The organism is Rhodococcus sp. YH3-3 (genome assembly GCF_001653035.1).
GTDB classification, from domain to species: domain Bacteria; phylum Actinomycetota; class Actinomycetes; order Mycobacteriales; family Mycobacteriaceae; genus Rhodococcus_F; species Rhodococcus_F qingshengii.
Genome location: NZ_BCWH01000001.1, coordinates 1,546,782 through 1,565,037, shown reverse-complemented (window position 1 = coordinate 1,565,037; position 18,256 = coordinate 1,546,782). Strand labels below are relative to the sequence as shown.

The window sequence follows — 18,256 nt, the reverse complement described above, 5'->3', positions numbered from 1 at the left end:
TCCCCTACTCGCACTTCACGATCGGCACCGGGTCGTACTTGACGGTTCGGGTGTTCGAGGAAATCTCGGCGCCACTCGCGTGGTCGGTGATCACGCGAGTGTCGCTGACCGTGAACCCGGGTGCACCGCTCGAAGCCACACAACCAGGCCCCTCCGGCAACGTCACGGTGTTCGGCGACGTCGGCGACGTACGCGGGCCGGTCGTCGACGTGACATCGACGGTTTTGGTTCCCCAGATCCGAACTGTGATGTTCGACGACGTCGCAATCGTCTCGATCATCACGCCGGTCTTCGCCGGATTACGGAACTGCAGGTCGATCGCACCATCGAAGATGGTCGCCTCACGAGCCTCGGGGTACCGCGAGATGTAGTAACTGTGCTCGGTGTGCGCGACGTCCTCCATACCTGCGAAATACGTCGCGTTGTAGAGCGTCGTCGCGAGCTGGCTGATACCGCCGCCGACAGCCTTGTCCGGGCGACCGTTGTTGATGATCCCCGACTCGATGTATCCCTGCGCCGCACCGCGCGGGCCCGTGTACTCGTTGAGCGAGAACGTGTCACCGGGCTTGATCACGGCCCCGTCGATCTCCGACGCGGCCAGGCCGATGTTCACACCAGACGCGTATTCGAAACCACCGGTAGTGAATTCGCCGATCACCTCGTTGATGCCGAGGGCCTCCGCGGCTTCGGTGGTCAACGCCGGCGGGACCGGTCCGTAAACGGCGGGCGTTGCCCGAGAAGCCGTGCTGCCCAACAGAACCGGAAGTTCCTTGACCGTGTCCGGCCAGTTGATCAGATCACCGACGACACCGGGCACAACCGACGGTTTGCCACCGGCGAAGGTGAACGACGCGTCCTTGGGTTGTACTTCCGTCGACGCCAACTGCGGAGTCAGAATCTTGATCGCAGCATCCGTGTTGTACTGCGGAGTCAGCCCACCCGAGCCGTCGGGTGTGAAGGTCAGAACCTCGCCGATCTGATCGACGCCGAGTGTCGCGACCTTGCCGTCACGGCCGTTGACCACTACGTCACCCGAGACAGCTGGAATAGCGATCTCCTGCAGCGCACGATCGACACCGGCCTGAGTGACCGTCACCGGAACCTCGTCGACCGGAAGATCGACGACGCCACCATCGGACCATTCAGCGGCGAAGGTCGAACCCGCCTGCTGCGTTTCGAGCGCCTGACCGGCAGCGGGCGAAACACCAGTCGCCTTCCCGTTCTCGAACACGACTGCACCTTCGACGGGCGCACGATCGCTGTTCGCCGCGAGCTGCGCCATCGACGCATCCAACGCACCCTGGTCGATTGCCGACACCACGGGCACCTCGCGGGAGCCGAAGAACGACGTGATGCGGGTGATCGGGTTGATGGGCTGAGCGTTCACGCCCGACAGCGTCGCCGACCAGTCGACGTCCACACCCGCAGACGCGGGAACGATCTCGGAGTCGACGCCGCCTGCATGTACCGCTACCGGTTCGACGAGCCTCGGGCCGAGTTGGGCGCGCAGCGTGGCTTCCGCGTCGGCGGGCGTGAGATCACCGATGTCCACCCCGGCGACCTGAGTGCCGCGTGGTGTCTTCCCGGACGAGGTGAAGATGTCCACTCCGTAGGCAATCGCTGCGACGGCAAAGATGGCGCCGACTGCTATCGCCGGTTTGACCCACTTGCGGGAAGACTGCGAAGCGGGCGCCACCGGTTGTTGCGGCGCCGGGGGTGCAACTACCTCTGGTTCTCGGACAACAGGCTCGTACTGCTGCTGGATGGGTTCGAGTTGCTGGGTGTCGTACTGCTGCACGAACTCGGGACGCGGCGGCTTCGGGGGAACCACCACTGCCGGGGGCTCGAACTGCTCTGTCTGCTCGTCGATGGCTTCTGTCGCCGGAGCCGAGTTGACTACTTCCGTCGGCGGTGCGTCCTCCGCGGGGACGACAGGGATGACGGTGGTGACCTCGTTTGCCGATTCGTCGACTGTCGCTTCCGTGGAATCGCTTGCTTCTTCGTCGACAGGCCTTGGTGCTTCGGCTGGTTCAGGTTCTACTGATTCAGCCTCGACAACGGCCTCAGTGTCCTCAGGGGCCTCGGGTTCCTCGACCGACTGGGGTTCCTCGACCGACTCGGTCTCTTCGACCGCCTGAGGTTCCTCGACCGACTCGAGTTCCTGTTCCGGGAGGGACGAGTCCTCGCTGTTCGTCTTCTCGACGGACGGACCCTCTTCGTCACTCACCTGTTGGCTCCTCGCTGCATCAACCGTCGCTGCGGCGCTCACCGACAACTCAATACAGGATATCCGGACATACGAGAGCCCCGCGCTGCTGCCAGGTCGGGGGTCAGGCAGCAACACGGGGCTGTCATGAATATCGGTAGCTATTCTGCAGCGTTACACGCCTGCGCGAAAAAGTTTGCAAAGAGTTCGGGGATCCGGCCACCCCTCGTGGCCGGATCCCCGATTACGCATCCCCTCGCGACGATCACTGCAGGTGAGCGCAGTTTTCAGTCGCATGGGGAGATTGTGGAGCGGTTACCGCTCGATGATCGCCGTGACACCCTGGCCACCGGCCGCACAGATCGAGATCAGGCCGCGGCCCGAACCCTTCTCCGCGAGCATCTTTGCGAGGGAAGCCACAATACGTCCGCCGGTTGCCGCGAACGGGTGACCTGCAGCCAAGGACGATCCGTTGACATTGAGCTTGCTTCGGTCGATCGATCCCAATGCGCCGTCGAGGCCGAGGCGTTCCTTGCAGTACTCGTCCGACTCGAAGGCCTGCAGGGTTGCCAGAACCACCGAAGCGAAGGCTTCGTGGATCTCGTAGTAATCGAAGTCCTGCAAGGTCAGACCGTTGCGGGCCAGCAAACGCGGGATCGCGTACGTAGGAGCCATGAGCAACCCGTCTTTGCCGTGGACGTAGTCGACGGCAGCGGTTTCGGAATCGACGAGGTGCGCCAGAACCGGAAGATTGCGTTCGGCTGCCCACTCGTCGGTGGAGAGGAGCACTGCAGAAGCGCCGTCGGTGAGCGGCGTCGAGTTGCCTGCCGTCATCGTCGCGTCGCCGAGCTTGGTACCGAAGACGGGCTTGAGCGTCGACAGCTTCTCGACGGTCGAACCGGGACGGAGGTTGTCGTCGCGGGTCAGGCCGAGGAACGGGGTGACGAGGTCGTCGAAGAAACCGCGGTCGTAGGCAGCTGCCATGTTCTTGTGGCTGGCAGCGGCAAGTTCGTCCTGGTCCTCGCGCTTGATGCCGAATTCCTTGGCGGTGATCGCAGCGTGGTCACCCATCGACTTGCCGGTGCGAGGCTCGCCGTTGCGCGGAATTTCCAGGCCGAGCATGCCCGCACGGACGTTGCCGAGCAGCTTGATGCGGTCGCCCGTGGACTTCGCGCGATTGAGGGAGAGCAGGAACTCGCGCGCCTGATCGTTGACGCCGATCGGGGCGTCGGACGTGGTGTCCGTGCCGCCGCCGATGCCCGAATCGATGCGGCCGGCCGAAATGGCGTCGCCGACGGCGATGATCGACTGCAGTCCCGTGCCACACGCCTGCTGAAGGTCGTACGCCGACGTGTACGGGCTCAGCGCGCTGCCGAGAACGGACTCGCGAATGAGATTGAAATCACGGCTGTGCTTGAGCACCGCACCGCCGACGACCATGCCGAGCTTCTCGCCCTGCAGATTGAATCGGCTCACCAGACCGTCGAGCGTCGCAGTGAACATGTCCTGGTTGGACGCCTGTGCGTACGCCTTGTCCGAGCGTGCGAACGGAATGCGATTTCCGCCGACGATCGCAACCGGACGGCGCTGACCTGCAGAATTTGCAGCGGCTGCGGCCGGTGCAGTGCGCGGTGCGGCGGGCTTTGCATTTGAACGGGCTTTGCTTGTCACTTGCGTCTCCAAGGATGGTGCGATTACCTGTTGAAGACTATTCTTACTCAGTAGTAAGTTACTTGTCTATCGCCGCATTCTTTCGATTGCCCGGTGAGAGACAACCCGAAACACAACAGAAGGTAGGACCGTGGCAGCCAGCAAGGGAGCTCCCGACCTCTATTCACAGTTCCTCTCGTCCGCCCCCGGCGCATTCATCGCGTCGAAGGCCGGCCTGCCCAGGCCCGAGAACCTGCGTCGCTACAAAGCAGGGGAACCCGCACTCGCCGGACCTGTCCTCATCGGCGGCAAGGGTCGGCTCGCAGAACCACTTCGCGTACTGCTCTCCGACTACCCGGCGGCTCAGGCACACGACAGCAGCTTCGGTGGACTCGTGTTCGACGCCACCGGAATCACTCAGGTCAGCGAGCTCGAGCAGCTGTTCGAGTTCTTCCAGCCCGTGATCCGCAACCTCGCACCGTCGGCTCGCGTCGTCGTTCTCGGCACGACGCCGGAAGAAACGTCGAGCGTCGACGAGCATGTCGCGCAGCGCGCTCTGGAAGGCTTCACCCGCAGCGTCGGCAAGGAGATCAAGCGCGGCTCCACCGCTCAGCTGGTCTACGTCTCCCCCAAGGCATCCACCGGACTCTCCGGCGTGGAATCGACTCTGCGCTTTCTCCTTTCGGCAAAGTCCGCCTTCGTCGACGGCCAGGTCATCGTCGTCGGCGCTGAAGATTCCGTCGCGCCCGCAAGCTGGGACAAGCCACTCGAAGGCAAGGTTGCCGTCGTCACCGGCGCAGCCCGCGGTATCGGCGCCACCATCGCCGAGGTCCTGGCCCGCGACGGCGCGCACGTCGTCTGCGCTGACATCCCGGCCGCCGGCGAAGCGCTGTCCGAGACCGCGAACAAGGTCGGCGGCACGTCCCTCGCCCTCGACGTCACAGCAGCCGACGCAGCCGAGGTCCTCGCAGCTCACCTCCTCGAGCGTCACGGTGGAGCGGACATCATCGTCCACAACGCCGGCATCACCCGCGACAAGACCCTCGCCAACATGGACGAGGGCCGCTGGAACATGGTCATGAACGTCAATCTTCTTGCACCGCAGAAGATCACCGAGCACCTCGTCGAGAAGGGCGCCCTCAAGGAAGGCGGCCGCGTCGTCGACGTCTCCTCCATCGCCGGCATCGCGGGCAACCGCGGCCAGACCAACTACGGCACCTCCAAGGCCGGCGTCATCGGCCTCGTACACGCCGAAGCTCCCGTCCTGGCGAAGAAGAACATCACCATCAACGCCGTCGCACCGGGCTTCATCGAGACCGCCATGACCGCAGCCATCCCCTTCGCCACCCGCGAAGCCGGCCGCCGCATGAGCTCGCTCCTGCAGGGCGGCGAGACCGTCGACGTCGCCGAGACCGTCGCATACTTCGCCAGCCCGGCCTCCAATGCCGTTACGGGACAGGTCGTTCGCGTCTGCGGCCAGAGCCTCCTGGGCGCATGATGGCAACAAGGACCGTCGCGCTCACCGAGCAGCCGAAGACCCTCGACATCTACTCCCGCGCGGTACTGGGATTGTTGCCGTGGAACAAGTCCAACTCACGCTCGGTGCCACAGCAGACCTTCACCCTCACCGGATTGAAGGTCGACACCGACAATCTGGCGGCGTACTGCCGCGTGACCGGACTGCGGTTCGGCGACACTTTGCCGATCACCTACCCCTTCACCTTGGCCTTCCCGACCGTGATGAAGCTGATGGTGTCGAAGGACTTCCCCTTCGCCGCCGTCGGCTCCGTTCACGCCGAGAACGTCATCGAATCGCTGCGGCCCATCTCCGTCAGCGAACCGCTGGACCTCTCGGTGCATGCCGAGAACCTGCGTGAGCACCGCAAGGGCCTGCTGATCGACGTGATCACCGAAATTCGGGTGGGACGGGAACTGGTCTGGCGACAGACCTCGAGCTTCCTGAACCAGCAGAAGACCTCCCTGTCCGGCCAGCCCGGTCCGGAGCCCAAGGCCGACGAGGTCCCCCCGATGCCGATGAGCACCATCCGCGTCGACCAGACCACGATCAGCAAGTACGCCGCCGTCTCCGGCGACCGTAATCCGATTCACGTCTCGTCTCTGGGCGCGAAGGCTTTCGGTTTCCCGAAGACCATTGCTCACGGAATGTGGAGTGCCGCGGCAGTTCTGCGGACCGTCGAGGGGTCCGTCGCGGACAAGGTCACCTACAGCGTGCGTTTCGGCAAGCCGATTCTGCTACCGGCGACGCTGAATGCCTACGCTGATCGCACCGACGACGGCTGGGATCTGTCGCTGCGTCACCCGAAGAAGGGTTACCCGCACGTCACTGCGACGCTGCGCTGACCTAGGACTGAACTGGGTTGGGCTGGTGCGTTTCCGACCCCGCCCCGACAGTGTGAACGTATCGCTCCCCCTGTTCAACAGGGGGAGCGATACGTTCACGCGATGTGACTGGGGGCTATTCGGACTTCTTCTTGCCCGACAGACCGCGCCACGCGAGGGATTCGAGTAGATCCGCTGCGGCATCCACTTCGATTTCCCCACCCGCAACCCGGTCCGCTACCGCCTCACCTGCGCCGACGAGCGCGATGGCGATGATCCCGTAATCGTGCGCGGCATCAGGATCCTTGGTGCTGGACTCGAGCAGATGCGCGGTCAACTCGATCAACCGATCGCGGCTGGACTGCACGGTTCCCGCAAAAGCCTGCTGCCCGACGGCCTGACGGTAGAGCACCATCCACGACTTGCGGTTTGCGCCCACGAACCCGAGGAAGCCCTCGAGAGCGGCGCGCAATTGTTCACGCGGAGTCAGGTTCGGCGCGCCGGCCGGGGCGAGGGCCTCGAGGAAGCGGAGCCCTTCGCGATGGATGCACGCGGCAAACAACTCTTCCTTCGAGCCGTAGTACAGGTACAGCATCGGCTTCGAGATCTCGGCCTTGGCTGCGATGGTGTCCATCGAAGTTTCGTGAAACCCCCTGTCGGAGAACACGTCCACAGCCGCGTCGAGCATCTGCTGCTCACGCACTGCGCGTGGCAGTCGCTTGGTACCGCCGGCCATGCTTCCTCCAACCACAGGGTAAATGTCGATCTTACTCTACGGTAAGATTGCGCGTCGAATCCTGACTTCGACTCAGCAGGTCACGGCACCTTTGGCAGCGGCAACTGTGACCACGGCCTGATCGACCCGCGTCTGCGGAAGCTCACCCGACGCGACGGCCTGCTCGAGATGATCGAGAACCCGCGGAACGTCGTCGGTTGTCAGCCACAATGCCTGATCGACTCCAGCCACCAGCGCAGCCTGAACCGCGTCGGCAATATCGTATCGGTCGGTGATCGCCTGCATTCCGCTGAGGTCGTCGGTGAATACCGGGCCGGTGAACGGCGCTGCGCCGTAACCCACTCCGTCGCGAAGCAACGCAACGGCTGCGGGGCTGATGCTGGCCGGGGTACCGGGCTCGGTCAGACCGGGAACCTCGAGGTGACCCATCATGACGCCGACTCCGGTTCCCGACAGCTCGCGGAAGGGAATCAGGTCCGACGCGATCAGATCCTGTAGCGGCGGCGTTGTCACCTCACCCCGGTGCGAGTCACCCGACGCGCTGCCATGCCCGGGAAAGTGCTTGATCACCGGGAAGATTCCGGCATCGCGCATGCCCTGCGCGTACGCACCGGCGTAGGCAACCACGGTCTGGGGGTCGTCGGAGTACGAGCGGTCCCCGATCACGGAGTCGTCGGGTTGGCTGCTGACGTCGACGTCGGGGGCGTAGTTGACGGTGATCCCGAGATCCTTCAAACCGCGTCCACGCTCGAGTGCCATCTGGTACGTCTGTTCCACTGTCATGGTCTGCGCCGTTTCCCTGGCCGACGGATCGGGCCCGAGGATGTCCGCGACGCGCGAAACCCGTCCACCTTCTTCGTCGATCGTCACCATCAACGGCAACTTCGACGCCGAAGCAACCTGCGGCACTTCACGATTGGTGAGCATCGACTGATCGGTCCAACTTCCGACGAAGATGCCGCCGATCTCCTCGTTCTGGACTATCGACAATGCGTCGTCGGTCCCGGTGACGCCGACGTTGAGCAGCTGGGCAAGTTTCTGACGCAGGGACAGCGAAGCCAGAAGGTCGCTACCGCACGATGCGGCGACGGGTGCGGAGCTCGATGCCGCAGGCGTCGACGTGATCTCGGTGCTGGTGCTGGTCGGGGCGCTCGAAACCGGATCGGCGGTCCCGTTTTCGCCCGAGCATCCCGCAACCAACCCTCCGCACAATGCAATGGTCGTTGCAGCCTTCAGAAACTTGATCCGCATACCTCGACCGTAACGGACCCGGTACCCATACACTCCCTCACGGGCACATCGGGACGGTAGCCTGGAAGAGAACCGATTCCCCCGCTGACGAGGAGGTCGTGATGCCACAAGGTCTGATGCTCATCGCGTACGACGGTTCCGACAACGCCAAGCGTGCAGTCGACTATGCGGGGCGTTTCCTCTCCGCCAATCGTGCTGTTCTCGTCACTGCCTGGGAGCCCATGGTTCGCCAGGCCGCTCGCATGTCCGGCCTGTCCGGGGTGATGCAACCGGAGTGGGTTCCCGACGACGACGTCGAGGACATCGCGTACACCGACGCCAAAGTCACCCTCGCCGAGGGCGTCGCACTGGCCGAGGCCGCAGGCCTGACCGTCGAAGGTAGAAGCGCCGAGTGCCGATCCGCGATCTGGTCTGCAATCGTCGAAACCGCAGACGAATTGGACGTCGACATCATCGTGACCGGCACCCGCGGCACCACGGGTTTGCGGTCGCTACTGCAGAGCAGCGTCGCGGATCATGTTCTGCGTCACAGTCATCGGCCGGTGTTGATCGTCCCTCCGGGGAAGTGACCTTCGCGCATTCCTGATCCGTGGCCGACTAGTGTCGAAAGCACCATGGACGGTTTTGTTCTCTCGCGCCCCGATCACAGCGTGGTCACCCGCGGCGTACAACGCAGCTTCGACAGCTCCGACGCGGCCACCCACGCTCTGTCGGCAGGTACGACAAAGCTGATCGTCGGAGCGCTCCCCTTCGACCCGGCTGCCGCAACGGCGTTGTACGAACCTGCCGAGGCGACGATCGCGTCGCGGCCGTGGCAACCGCGCGATCCCCAGGCCCTGCCCACGACCCGGGTTGACCGGGAGATCCCGTCGTCGTCGGAGCATCTTCGTCGAGTGGAAAAGTTGATCGGACGCCTCCGCAGTGGAGAGATCGACAAGGTTGTCGCGGCTCGCACTGTGGAACTTCGCACGCAGACCCCGATCTCCCCAACCGCGCTCGCCGCACGCATGGCGGCGCTCAATCCCGTCGCCAACACCTTTGCCGTCGACCTCTCTGCTGCGGGAGCCGAATTCGAGGGCCACAGCCTGATCGGCGCGACGCCCGAAGTATTGGTCAGTCGACGCGGGCGCGTCGTGACGTGTCGCCCGTTGGCCGGGACCACCAAGCGATCCGCCGACGCCGATCAAGACCGCGAGGCAGGCGAAAGCCTTCTGCATTCGACGAAGAATCTGGCCGAGCACGCCTTCGTGACGTCGTGGATCCGCGAGGTCCTGCAACCGATGTGCAGTGATCTGTCGGTGCCGCCAAGTCCCGAACTGACCAATACTCACGAGGTCTGGCACTTGGCCAGCCCGATCCGCGGCACACTGCGAAACGACACTACTGCGCTCGACCTCGCCATCGCGCTGCATCCGACGCCCGCGCTGTGCGGAACACCCACTGACGCGGCACTGAAAGTCATCCGCGAGACCGAGGAGCCGCGCCGTTTCTACGGCGGCGCCGTGGGATGGTGCGACGAGGCCGGTGACGGCGATTGGGTGGTTGCCATCCGCTGCGCCGAGATCAGTGCAGACGGCCGCAACGCCTGGGCCAGCGCGGGTGGTGGAATTGTCGCCGAATCGGATCCGCAGGACGAACTCGACGAGACGTCCACGAAACTGCGCACTCTGTTGACCGCGCTTGGCGCCGAAACCCTCGACTGACCAGCACGTCACGAGGGTAATCGTCCGGATTCTCGAGTGCGGGTGATACCTTGACCCGAGCAGTTCGTACGGGCCGGTAAGTCCGTCCGACCGCGAACGACCGACTAACGACCAATTGGGAGATCCGCGATGACGAAGTTCCTTGTCCCCGGTGTGGCCAGCGCTGTCATCGGTGCCGTTCTGGGTGCCGGCGTCATCTTCGGTGTCACGGCCGCCGCGTCGGACAACACTCGTCCCGAGATCGACCGCAGCGGAAACGCAGATTCTTCCGTGCTGAACCAGGTTGAGTACGGCAGCCGCTGAGAGCGCAGGCCTCGCGAGTTCCCGTTCTTCCGCCGACGCAGCGGTGTCTTCGGTAGACACCGCCCCGTCGGCAGAGCCCCTGTCGAAGCGGTGGCTGTTCGGCGCCTCCGTCGTAGCGTTTCTTCTCACTTTTCTGCAATCGCCGGGTCTGATCACCGCTGACACCAAGTACGACCTGACGCAGAATCCGTTCGGTTTTCTCGAACGCGCCTCGCATCAGTGGAGTAGTCAGGCCCCGCTCGGCCAGGTTCAAAACCAGGCCTACGGATATTTCTTTCCGCACGGGCCGTTCTTCGCGCTCGGCGAGTTGGCGAACGTTCCGCCGTGGGTCACCCAGCGCATCTGGTGGGCGCTGCTTCTGATCGCAGGTTTCTGGGGCATCATCCGAGTTGCCGAGGCTCTCGGCATCGGCAGCCGTAGTTCGCGCGTGATCGCAGCGGTTGCCTTTGTTCTTTCTCCCCGCGTGCTGACCACGCTCGGTTCGATTTCCTCGGAAACCCTTCCGATGATGTTGGCGCCGTGGGTGTTGTTGCCGGTGGTTTTGGCCTTCGGCCCTGTGCGTGGAAAAGGAGTCCCTGGACTCCCTGACCACTCACGGGGGTTGAGGCGGTTGGCCGCACAATCCGCACTTGCCGTCGCACTCATGGGTTCGATCAACGCCGTCGCCACCGCCGCGGCCTGCCTGGTCGCGATCATCTGGTGGCTCTCGCACAAACCCAACCGAACATGGCTGACGTTCACCGCGTGGTGGGCGCTGTTCGTCGCTCTCGGCACCCTCTGGTGGATCGTGCCGCTACTTCTGCTCGGCAAGATCAGCCCACCGTTTCTCGACTACATCGAGTCCGCCGGTGTCACCACTCAGTGGGCATCGCTCGCCGAGATACTTCGCGGCACGGACAGTTGGACCCCGTTCGTCTCCCCCGAACGCATTGCCGGCGCCGTCCTGGTCACCCAACCCGCAGCAGTCGTCGCCACCGGCCTGGTTGCCGCCGCCGGCCTCGCCGGGCTCTGCATGCGGTCCATGCCTGCTCGCGGCCGGCTGACGCTCATCCTGTTCGTCGGTATCACCGGCCTGGCCGCGGGTTACGTGGGTGAACTCAGCTCGCCGGTGTCGGAGTCGGTGCGCCTGTTCCTCGACTCGGCAGGCGCGCCGCTGCGCAACGTCCACAAGCTCGAGCCGTTGGTCCGTCTGCCGCTGGTGCTCGGACTCGCACACCTGCTGGCCAAAGTGCCACTGCCGGGATCGGTTCCACTCGCCCGATGGCGCCGCGCGTTCGCCCATCCCGAGCGCGAACCGATGGTCGCACTGACCAGCCTGATCCTCGTTGCCCTCACCCTCTCGACCGCCTTGGCCTGGACGGGAAAGCTCGCTCCCCGCGGTGCGTATCCGGACGTCCCCTCGTACTGGAACGAGGCGGCGCAGTGGCTCGAGGACAACACCTCCCCCGGGTCGGAAGCCGAACGTGCCCTGGTCGTCCCGGGAGCGCCCTTCGGCAGCCAGGTGTGGGGTCTGACGCGTGACGAACCGCTTCAGGCGTTGGCGAGTACACCGTGGGCGGTGCGTGACTCGGTCCCGCTGACCCCTCCCGGCGCCATCCGAGCGCTCGATTCGGTGCAACGTCTCATCGCCGACGGACGTCCGTCGGACGGCCTCGCACAGACCTTGCTGGGGCAGGGCATCCACTACCTGGTGATGCGCAACGACCTCGACGGCGAAACGTCGCGCTCGGCCAGGCCGATACTCGTGCACCAGGCGGTCGAAGGCTCGCCGGGGATCAAGCGAGTCGCCCACTTCGGTGAAGACGACAGCCCCGAACCGATCGAAGGGCTGGTCGCGGACAGCGATCTGCGTCCCGGTTACCCAGCCATCGAGATCTTCGAGGTCACCCCGCCCGACGGCACCCCGGCGGTCAGCGGCCCGTACTCCGTCGACCTGAACCAGGTTCCGCGTGTACAAGGTGGGCCGGAATCGTCTGTGCGACTTCACGAAAGCGGGCTGGTTCCGGAGACCGGGCCGATGATTCTTGCCGCCGACGCCGAAGCTGCTGGACTGCCCGTCGATTCGGTCACCGTCACCGACACACCGCGCGATCGGGAAACCGATTTCGGTCAGGTCGACAACCACAGTTCCGCCCTGCGCACCCCCGACGACGCTCGTCGTACCTACAATCTGGTGCCCGACTACCCGGTTGCGAACACGCCTCTCGTGGAAGGCCGTTGGAGCGGAGCTTCGATCACCGTCTCCAGCGCCGCCTCGGATGCCACCCAGCTGGGCGGCACTTCACCGTCGAGCAGTCCCGCGTCGACGGTCGACGGCGATCCCGCCACCGGCTGGTTCAGCAACGGCATCGAGCGCGCACTGGGCCAGTGGTTGCAGATCGACTTCGACACACCGATTTCCAGTGGGTTGCTTCATCTGACCACCAGTGCCGCGGCAATCGGAGCTCCCGTCAAATGGCTCGAGGTCTCGACACCGAACGGCAGCACAGCGGTGAAGGTGGAGCGTCCCGGTGAGCCCATCACCGTCTCGATCCCGGGCGGCACCACTCCGTGGGTACGCATCACAGCGACTCACACCGAAAACGGATCGCCTGGAACACAGTTCGGCATCAGCGAACTCTCCGTCGAAGACTTCTCCGATCGCAGCGCACCGAAGACCGTACCGATCCGTTTCGACACGGTCCTGCCGAATACGCCGACGGGCGCATCCGTGAACGCCTGGAATCTGAGCCAGGAGTTCCCCGGTCGCAACGCGTGCGCGGACTCGACCGACCGCGTGCGGTGCAGCAATGCATTCATGGCGATACCCGAAGAGCCGAGCCGTTTCCAGCGCACACTCACGGTGCCCGAAAACACAGTCGTTACACCGACACTGACTGTCCGAGCGCGTCAGGGCAACGCCCTCGAAGATCTGCTTTCCGTCCCAGGCCGAATCACGGCTTCGGGTTCGAGCGACATCGGCGACACACGCGGATCTGCCTTCGCTGCCACCGACGGCGACGCACGCACCACGTGGTCGGCGCCGCAGAGCACCACCGAACCTGGCGGCCCGAAACCGACGCTGACTCTCAATCTTCCCGAGCCCACCCTGGTCACCGGCCTGGACATCACCCGGGGACTTGGCACTCTGCCGTCGCTGCCCACCAGCGTCGCGGTGAATCTCGGCAACGGGCCGCAGGTGCGAGAGCTGCCCGAACCCTCGGACGACACGCCTCGAACCAGTCGAATTACCCTCTCCCCCTTCGTCACCGACAAGATCGTCCTGAGCATCACCGATTGGGAACCGGTCCTCGATCAGACGGCGCTCGGCTTCGCCCAGGCGCAGCCCACCGGCCTCGCCGAGGTCGGCGTCATCGGTGCCGACGGAACCCCGATCGCCGGTTCGGGAGTGCAGGGCTCGGACTCATTCGACAACCGCACCGTCACCGTCACCTGTGGCGACGGTCCGACCATTTCGGTTGCCGGACAGCAATTCCCCACCTCGATCACGGCGACGGCGACGCAACTCCGGACCGGCGCACCCGTCGAGGCACGTGTGTGCGGTCTGGACGCGTCGGCGACGTTGCCGGCGGGCCAGCCCGAAGTGGTCGTCGAACCAGGCCCGGCATTCTCGGTCGACAACCTCGATCTGACGGCGGTCGGTCCTTCAGCCGCGCAACGGAATACACCGCTCGAATCGACCTCGTGGACGGCGAATCACCGGGAACTCACCGTCACGAACTCGTCCACCGATCAGCTGATCGTCAATCCCGAGAGCACCAGCATCGGTTGGATCGCCACGGCGCCGGACGGTTCCGAGCTGACGCCGGTGGTCGTGAACGGTTGGCAGCAGGGCTGGATCGTGCCGGCAGGCACCGCGGGAACCGTCACCATCGACTTCCCCAGCGACCGTTGGTACCGCCTCGGCATATTCGGCGGGCTCGTGTTGCTGATCCCGCTGCTGTTCGCGGCACTTGTCCCTACGCGCCGAGAGCCCAAGTCCCTCACACCACCCCGTCCGTGGCGCAGCGTCGCGGCAGGATGGGTGGGCGTGCTCGCGGCGGCCACCGTCATCGGCGGCGGAGTGGGAGCGGCGATCGCAGTTGTGTGCTCGATCCTCGGACTTGCCGCGCTGCGAATCTTCGGCCCGGCTCGGACCGCACGCATTCTCGTCGGCACCGCCGGCGTGGCCGCGATGATCGGCATCACGCTGCTCTCGACCGGACCGTGGCGAGCACCGGGCGGCTATGTGGGCGACTCGTTCGCGATTCAGTTCTCGATGTTGGTGGCCTTGGTCGTGACCGGGTTGGCCGCGTTGCCCTTTGCCGGTTCACCGATATGGCGGCGCTTCTCCCAGCGCGTCACCGCGACGCGCGCCGGTTCCTCCACCAAGGCGTAACTGGCCGAGGCCACAGCGACGCTCAGGACGACCGTCAGCGCCAGGACGTAGAAGAAGCTGCCCGAGAACGGAACTATGCCGAACACGGGGAACACAGCGTTCAGTACGGCCAGGTGCCAGATGAACAGGCCGTAGGACCAGCGTCCGATTGCCAGCGCCAGCGGGCTCGCCAGGAATCGATGCTGCGATTGATCGCGCAGAACCAGTGGAGCGATCAACGAGAAGCTGATGATCGCACCGAGTGCAATCTTGATCGCGTACTGCCACGGCTCAGGCCGCACCAGACCTTCGGGCCCGGCCAGATCGGTGCACGAGAGAACGAAGGCCACAAACGCAACAAAAGTCAGGAGCACCCGCCGGTGCGCGAGGCGATGCATCCACGTCGACGGGCCCACGGCCAACTCGGCCAGCACCATGCCTGCGCCGAACCACGGCAGGTAGCCCGGTAGCCAGTTGTCGTGGTGAATGGCGTCCGGAGTCGGGATCGGAATGAAAGCCCACGTCAGCGCCAACACCGACACCCCGAGCAGAAGCGGTAGCCGGAACCGGGCCGAGTTTCCGCGTAGTCGCACCATCAGATACGCGAACAGCGGCAGCAGAACATAGAACGCCACCTCGACCGACAGGCTCCACATCTGCGTGAGGCCCTCGGTGAGTGTCAACGGCACGAAGACCTGCGCCAACCCGAGATTCGCCAACCACACTTGGTAGCCCCCGCCGGCACCGGGCAGGAACAGCAGGATCAGGACCACTGCCACCCAGTACGCCGGCAGAATGCGCGTCGCGCGGGAGATCCAGTACCGGACGGTCGACTGCGGCTGCCCGATTCCGCGGGCCTTTGCCGCGTGGGGGCGCCACAGGAGAAATCCGGACAAGGCAAAGAACACCGCTACGGCGAGATCGAGTCGACCGAACGCGCGCCCGATCGCGCCGGACTGCGCTTCACCGGTTTGGAACGCGACATGGGTGACGAGGACGCCGAGCGCGGCCAATCCACGCATACCGTCCAAAGCCGGAACGAAGCCCCGAGCCTGTGGCGGGACCGTCTGAGGGGAATTCGTGGAACTGATCATCACGGATAAGTGTGCACCCCAGGCCGATTGAGGGAAACCACCAGGGACTCACAACAAAATGCCTGGCCAATTCATGCCCTCATGCGACAAACCGGGCCGGTGGACTGTTAGTGTTCTGCCACACATGGTGTCCATCGGGGGCCCCATGCGATCTGCGCAGCTCATATTGTGCCGGTTGGGGAACCTCGAAAGACTTAACGGGTTAGGAGTCACAGCATGGCGGAACGCTCAGGGCCGAGCCGGATACTTCCTTGCATTCTGGTGGGCCTCGGTGCCTTCCTTTTGGCCATCGCCATCCTCATTCCTACCTACACGGTAGGCAAGCTGGAGAAGACGCCACTCGACCTCGAGGTGACCACCGTCGCCACAGGCACCGGTAGCGTCCTCAACTCGGCGGCCCTCCTCGCCGGTAAGGCGCAGGTCGACAACAACGTGCCGATCGTCGCTCAGCGCTACGTCACCACGCAGGACCCGTCCGACGCCGACATCATCACCGTCGAAGCCGGCCAGACCGTCCGTCGTACCGACAAGCAGGGTGACACCGGACTGCTGACCGCAACCCTGGACCGCGTCACGCTCGATCGCGTCAGCTCGATGCCGACCAACGATCCCGTCGGAACCGTCCAGACGTCCAGCGACCAGCCCGCCGAAGAAGTTTCCCGCGACGGTCTGCAGTACAAGTTCCCGTTCAACACGGAACAGAAGAGCTACCCCTACTTCGACCTGAACGCTCGCGCCACGAAGGACATCGACTTCGTCGAAGAGACCGAGATCAACGGTCTGAAGGTGTACCACTTCCAGCAGACGATCGATCCCGTCGACCTGTCGAAGGTCGTCAACTCCCCCACCAACAAGCTGAGCCTGCCCGCCGACACCTGGGGCGTTCCCGGTGGCGCTACTCCGATCACGATGACGCGTTGGTACACCAACGTCCGTGACCTGTGGGTCGAGCCCAAGACCGGCGTCGTCGTCAAGGGCCAGGAGCAGTTGCACCAGTACTACGGACGCAACAAGGACTCGGTCGACGTCGAGGTTCTCAAGGTCACGCTGCCCTTCGACGAAGCAACCATCGAGTACCAGGTCCAGCAGGCACGTGACGGCATGGACAAGCTCTCGCTGTTCGGCCGCACAGTCCCGATCGTGGCAGGTGTGCTCGGCGTCATCGCGCTGATCGCCGGTATCTTCCTCGGTATTCGCGGCGGCAAGGGCGGAACTCCGGCCCGCGCTGCACACGGCGGAACGAACCAGAATCCCAGCGGCCAGGGCTCGCCCGAGCCGGCTCCGGGTGAGCACGACTGGACCTCGGACGACACTCAGGTGATCCCGCGTCCGGATCTGCGCAAGGACTGATTCAGACAGTAAGCAGAGCGCCCCTTCCACACGGAAGGGGCGCTCTGCTGCGTTTCGGGGCTTTGTTGCCGGATCGGCGTACGGATTGGCGCAACGGGTCGTTCCCTCCGCGTGGTCGCGGGCTTAGCGTTTTCTGGAAGTCCAGACCACCCCGAACACGAGGAGCCACATGCCCGCATCAACAGTTCTGGGTTCGCACATCTGTGTCAGCGATCTGACACGTCGGAGATTTGTTGTCGGCACGGCTGCATTCTCCGGGCTGTTCGCCGCCGGTTGCGCGAGGTCCGCCGGTACCGAGGGCGATTCGGCCGGGATGCGCACGGTCACGACCTCGCTCGGAACCTACGACATTCCGGTCACCCCGAAGCGCGTCGTCGCCATCGACTCCAGACTCGACCTCGAACCAGCCGTTGCAATGGGCCTGCCGGTCATCGCGTACAGCTTCGACGCCGCCGAGCCGTGGGTTCCGGCCGATCCCACGGCACAGGTGTTCGAGGCACCGGTCAACGTCGAGGCAATTCTCGCGCTGGAACCGGACCTGATCATCTGCACCGACATCGGTGAGGCCTCCGACATGTGGCCGCTACAGCAGTTGAGCCAGACAGCGCCTGTGCTTCCGATGGACTTCACGCGTCCGTGGCGCGAGAACATCGATCAGCTGGCGAGTTGGCTGAATCGCACCGAGAACCCCGACGTCCGTCAGGTCATCGGAGCGTACGAGGACAAGGCAGCCGGATTGAAGGAACGCCACGCCCCGAGCTTGGCGAGCAAGCGGATCGTGCTGCTGAACTACGTGAATCAGAAGGTCAACGGCGTCAACCGAAAGGGCATCTCCACGCAGGTGGCCGAAGACCTCGGCGTCCAGCTCCAGTGGCCGGTCGAGGGACAGAAGGAGATCTCTACCGAAAACCTGGTGACTTCCCTCGACTCGGCCGACGGAATGATCGTCACCACCGCGCCCGGCGTGGATCCCGTCAGCGACGACCGCGCGATGTGGAACCGTATCCGCGCAGTACAAGGCGACAACGTCGTCTACACGGGTGGGAACATCAACTACGGATCCGTCTACACCGCGATGCGTACGCTCGACTACTTCGACGATCTGTTCACGCGTCTGGAGAACTGACAGAGCCGCGAGGTGCCGGCCCGGCGCGGTCGGCACTTCGCACTGCGGCGACGGACACCGCCAACGCCGTCGTCGACGCAACCACCACGGCGACGCCGATCAACTCTCCCGGCGTCTTCGCCCACACCAGCATCACCGTC

The 18,256-nt window shown here is 64.5% G+C and carries 12 protein-coding genes and 2 pseudogenes; 8 read left to right on the top strand and 6 right to left on the bottom strand.

The annotated features are described in order from the left end of the window. Positions 1-4 precede the first annotated feature (4 nt). Together YH3_RS07210 and YH3_RS07205 are read right to left on the bottom strand one after the other, a co-directional pair. On the bottom strand, positions 5-2,227 hold the full coding sequence (locus YH3_RS07210; protein WP_042452579.1) for a VanW family protein: 2,223 nt from the start codon (positions 2,225-2,227) through the stop codon (positions 5-7). Between the two features lie 294 nt (positions 2,228-2,521). Next, on the bottom strand, positions 2,522-3,877 hold the full coding sequence (locus YH3_RS07205) for an acetyl-CoA C-acetyltransferase (RefSeq protein WP_003945465.1): 1,356 nt from the start codon (positions 3,875-3,877) through the stop codon (positions 2,522-2,524). Between the two features lie 130 nt (positions 3,878-4,007). Here YH3_RS07205 and YH3_RS07200 point away from each other — a divergent pair, with 130 nt between their 5' ends. Further along, entirely contained in the window at positions 4,008-5,354 is a 1,347-nt protein-coding gene (locus YH3_RS07200; RefSeq protein ID WP_003945596.1) for a 3-oxoacyl-ACP reductase, read from the top strand. Further along, entirely contained in the window at positions 5,351-6,217 is an 867-nt protein-coding gene (locus YH3_RS07195; RefSeq protein WP_371594756.1) for a MaoC/PaaZ C-terminal domain-containing protein, read from the top strand. The genes YH3_RS07200 and YH3_RS07195 overlap by 4 nt, the downstream gene beginning before the upstream one ends. A gap of 115 nt (positions 6,218-6,332) precedes the next feature. Here YH3_RS07195 and YH3_RS07190 read toward each other — a convergent pair whose 3' ends face one another. Next, entirely contained in the window at positions 6,333-6,932 is a 600-nt protein-coding gene (locus tag YH3_RS07190; protein ID WP_003945885.1) for a TetR/AcrR family transcriptional regulator, read from the bottom strand. A 72-nt stretch (positions 6,933-7,004) separates the two neighbouring features. Further along, on the bottom strand, positions 7,005-8,183 hold the full coding sequence (locus YH3_RS07185; RefSeq protein WP_058039141.1) for a glycoside hydrolase family 3 N-terminal domain-containing protein: 1,179 nt from the start codon (positions 8,181-8,183) through the stop codon (positions 7,005-7,007). A gap of 101 nt (positions 8,184-8,284) precedes the next feature. Between YH3_RS07185 and YH3_RS07180 the strand changes: the two genes are divergently transcribed. The 4 genes from YH3_RS07180 (at position 8,285) to YH3_RS37270 (ending at position 14,567) form a co-directional block, all read left to right on the top strand. Next, the gene (locus YH3_RS07180) at positions 8,285-8,752 is read left to right on the top strand and encodes a universal stress protein (protein WP_058039142.1); all 468 of its coding nucleotides are present in this window, start codon (positions 8,285-8,287) and stop codon (positions 8,750-8,752) included. Between the two features lie 45 nt (positions 8,753-8,797). After that, entirely contained in the window at positions 8,798-9,886 is a 1,089-nt protein-coding gene (locus YH3_RS07175) for an isochorismate synthase MenF (RefSeq protein WP_064111908.1), read from the top strand. Positions 9,887-10,015: 129 nt separating this feature from the next. Continuing rightward, entirely contained in the window at positions 10,016-10,189 is a 174-nt protein-coding gene (locus tag YH3_RS34865) for a DUF2613 domain-containing protein (RefSeq protein ID WP_003945488.1), read from the top strand. A gap of 43 nt (positions 10,190-10,232) precedes the next feature. Next, positions 10,233-14,567: an alpha-(1->3)-arabinofuranosyltransferase gene (locus YH3_RS37270; protein ID WP_064443182.1), complete on the top strand. Its 4,335-nt coding sequence runs from the start codon at positions 10,233-10,235 to the stop codon at positions 14,565-14,567. 23 nt (positions 14,568-14,590) lie between these two features. On the opposite strand, the pseudogene YH3_RS34860 reads toward YH3_RS37270, so the two are convergent. After that, positions 14,591-15,640, bottom strand: a pseudogene (locus YH3_RS34860) (acyltransferase family protein); the annotation flags it as partial. Between the two features lie 216 nt (positions 15,641-15,856). On the opposite strand from YH3_RS34860, the gene YH3_RS07165 reads away from it, so the two are divergent. Together YH3_RS07165 and YH3_RS07160 are read left to right on the top strand one after the other, a co-directional pair. After that, the gene (locus YH3_RS07165) at positions 15,857-16,990 is read left to right on the top strand and encodes a DUF3068 domain-containing protein (protein WP_064443181.1); all 1,134 of its coding nucleotides are present in this window, start codon (positions 15,857-15,859) and stop codon (positions 16,988-16,990) included. Positions 16,991-17,159: 169 nt separating this feature from the next. Next, positions 17,160-18,116: an ABC transporter substrate-binding protein gene (locus tag YH3_RS07160; protein WP_064443180.1), complete on the top strand. Its 957-nt coding sequence runs from the start codon at positions 17,160-17,162 to the stop codon at positions 18,114-18,116. On the opposite strand, the pseudogene YH3_RS36625 reads toward YH3_RS07160, so the two are convergent. After that, positions 18,097-18,256 (bottom strand): annotated as a pseudogene (locus YH3_RS36625) (polysaccharide biosynthesis protein); the annotation flags it as partial. The gene YH3_RS07160 and the pseudogene YH3_RS36625 sit on opposite strands and share 20 nt — an antisense overlap.

Excerpts from the sequence above, each read along its gene's own strand:
- YH3_RS07195 (WP_371594756.1), top strand. The coding sequence starts at position 5,351 with ATGATGGCAACAAGGACCGTCGCGCTCACCGAGCAGCCGAAGACCCTC.
- YH3_RS07190 (WP_003945885.1), bottom strand. The coding sequence starts at position 6,932 with ATGGCCGGCGGTACCAAGCGACTGCCACGCGCAGTGCGTGAGCAGCAG.
- YH3_RS07185 (WP_058039141.1), bottom strand. The coding sequence starts at position 8,183 with ATGCGGATCAAGTTTCTGAAGGCTGCAACGACCATTGCATTGTGCGGA.
- YH3_RS07180 (WP_058039142.1), top strand. The coding sequence starts at position 8,285 with ATGCCACAAGGTCTGATGCTCATCGCGTACGACGGTTCCGACAACGCC.
- YH3_RS07175 (WP_064111908.1), top strand. The coding sequence starts at position 8,798 with ATGGACGGTTTTGTTCTCTCGCGCCCCGATCACAGCGTGGTCACCCGC.
- YH3_RS34865 (WP_003945488.1), top strand. The coding sequence starts at position 10,016 with ATGACGAAGTTCCTTGTCCCCGGTGTGGCCAGCGCTGTCATCGGTGCC.
- YH3_RS07165 (WP_064443181.1), top strand. The coding sequence starts at position 15,857 with ATGGCGGAACGCTCAGGGCCGAGCCGGATACTTCCTTGCATTCTGGTG.
- YH3_RS07160 (WP_064443180.1), top strand. The coding sequence starts at position 17,160 with ATGCCCGCATCAACAGTTCTGGGTTCGCACATCTGTGTCAGCGATCTG.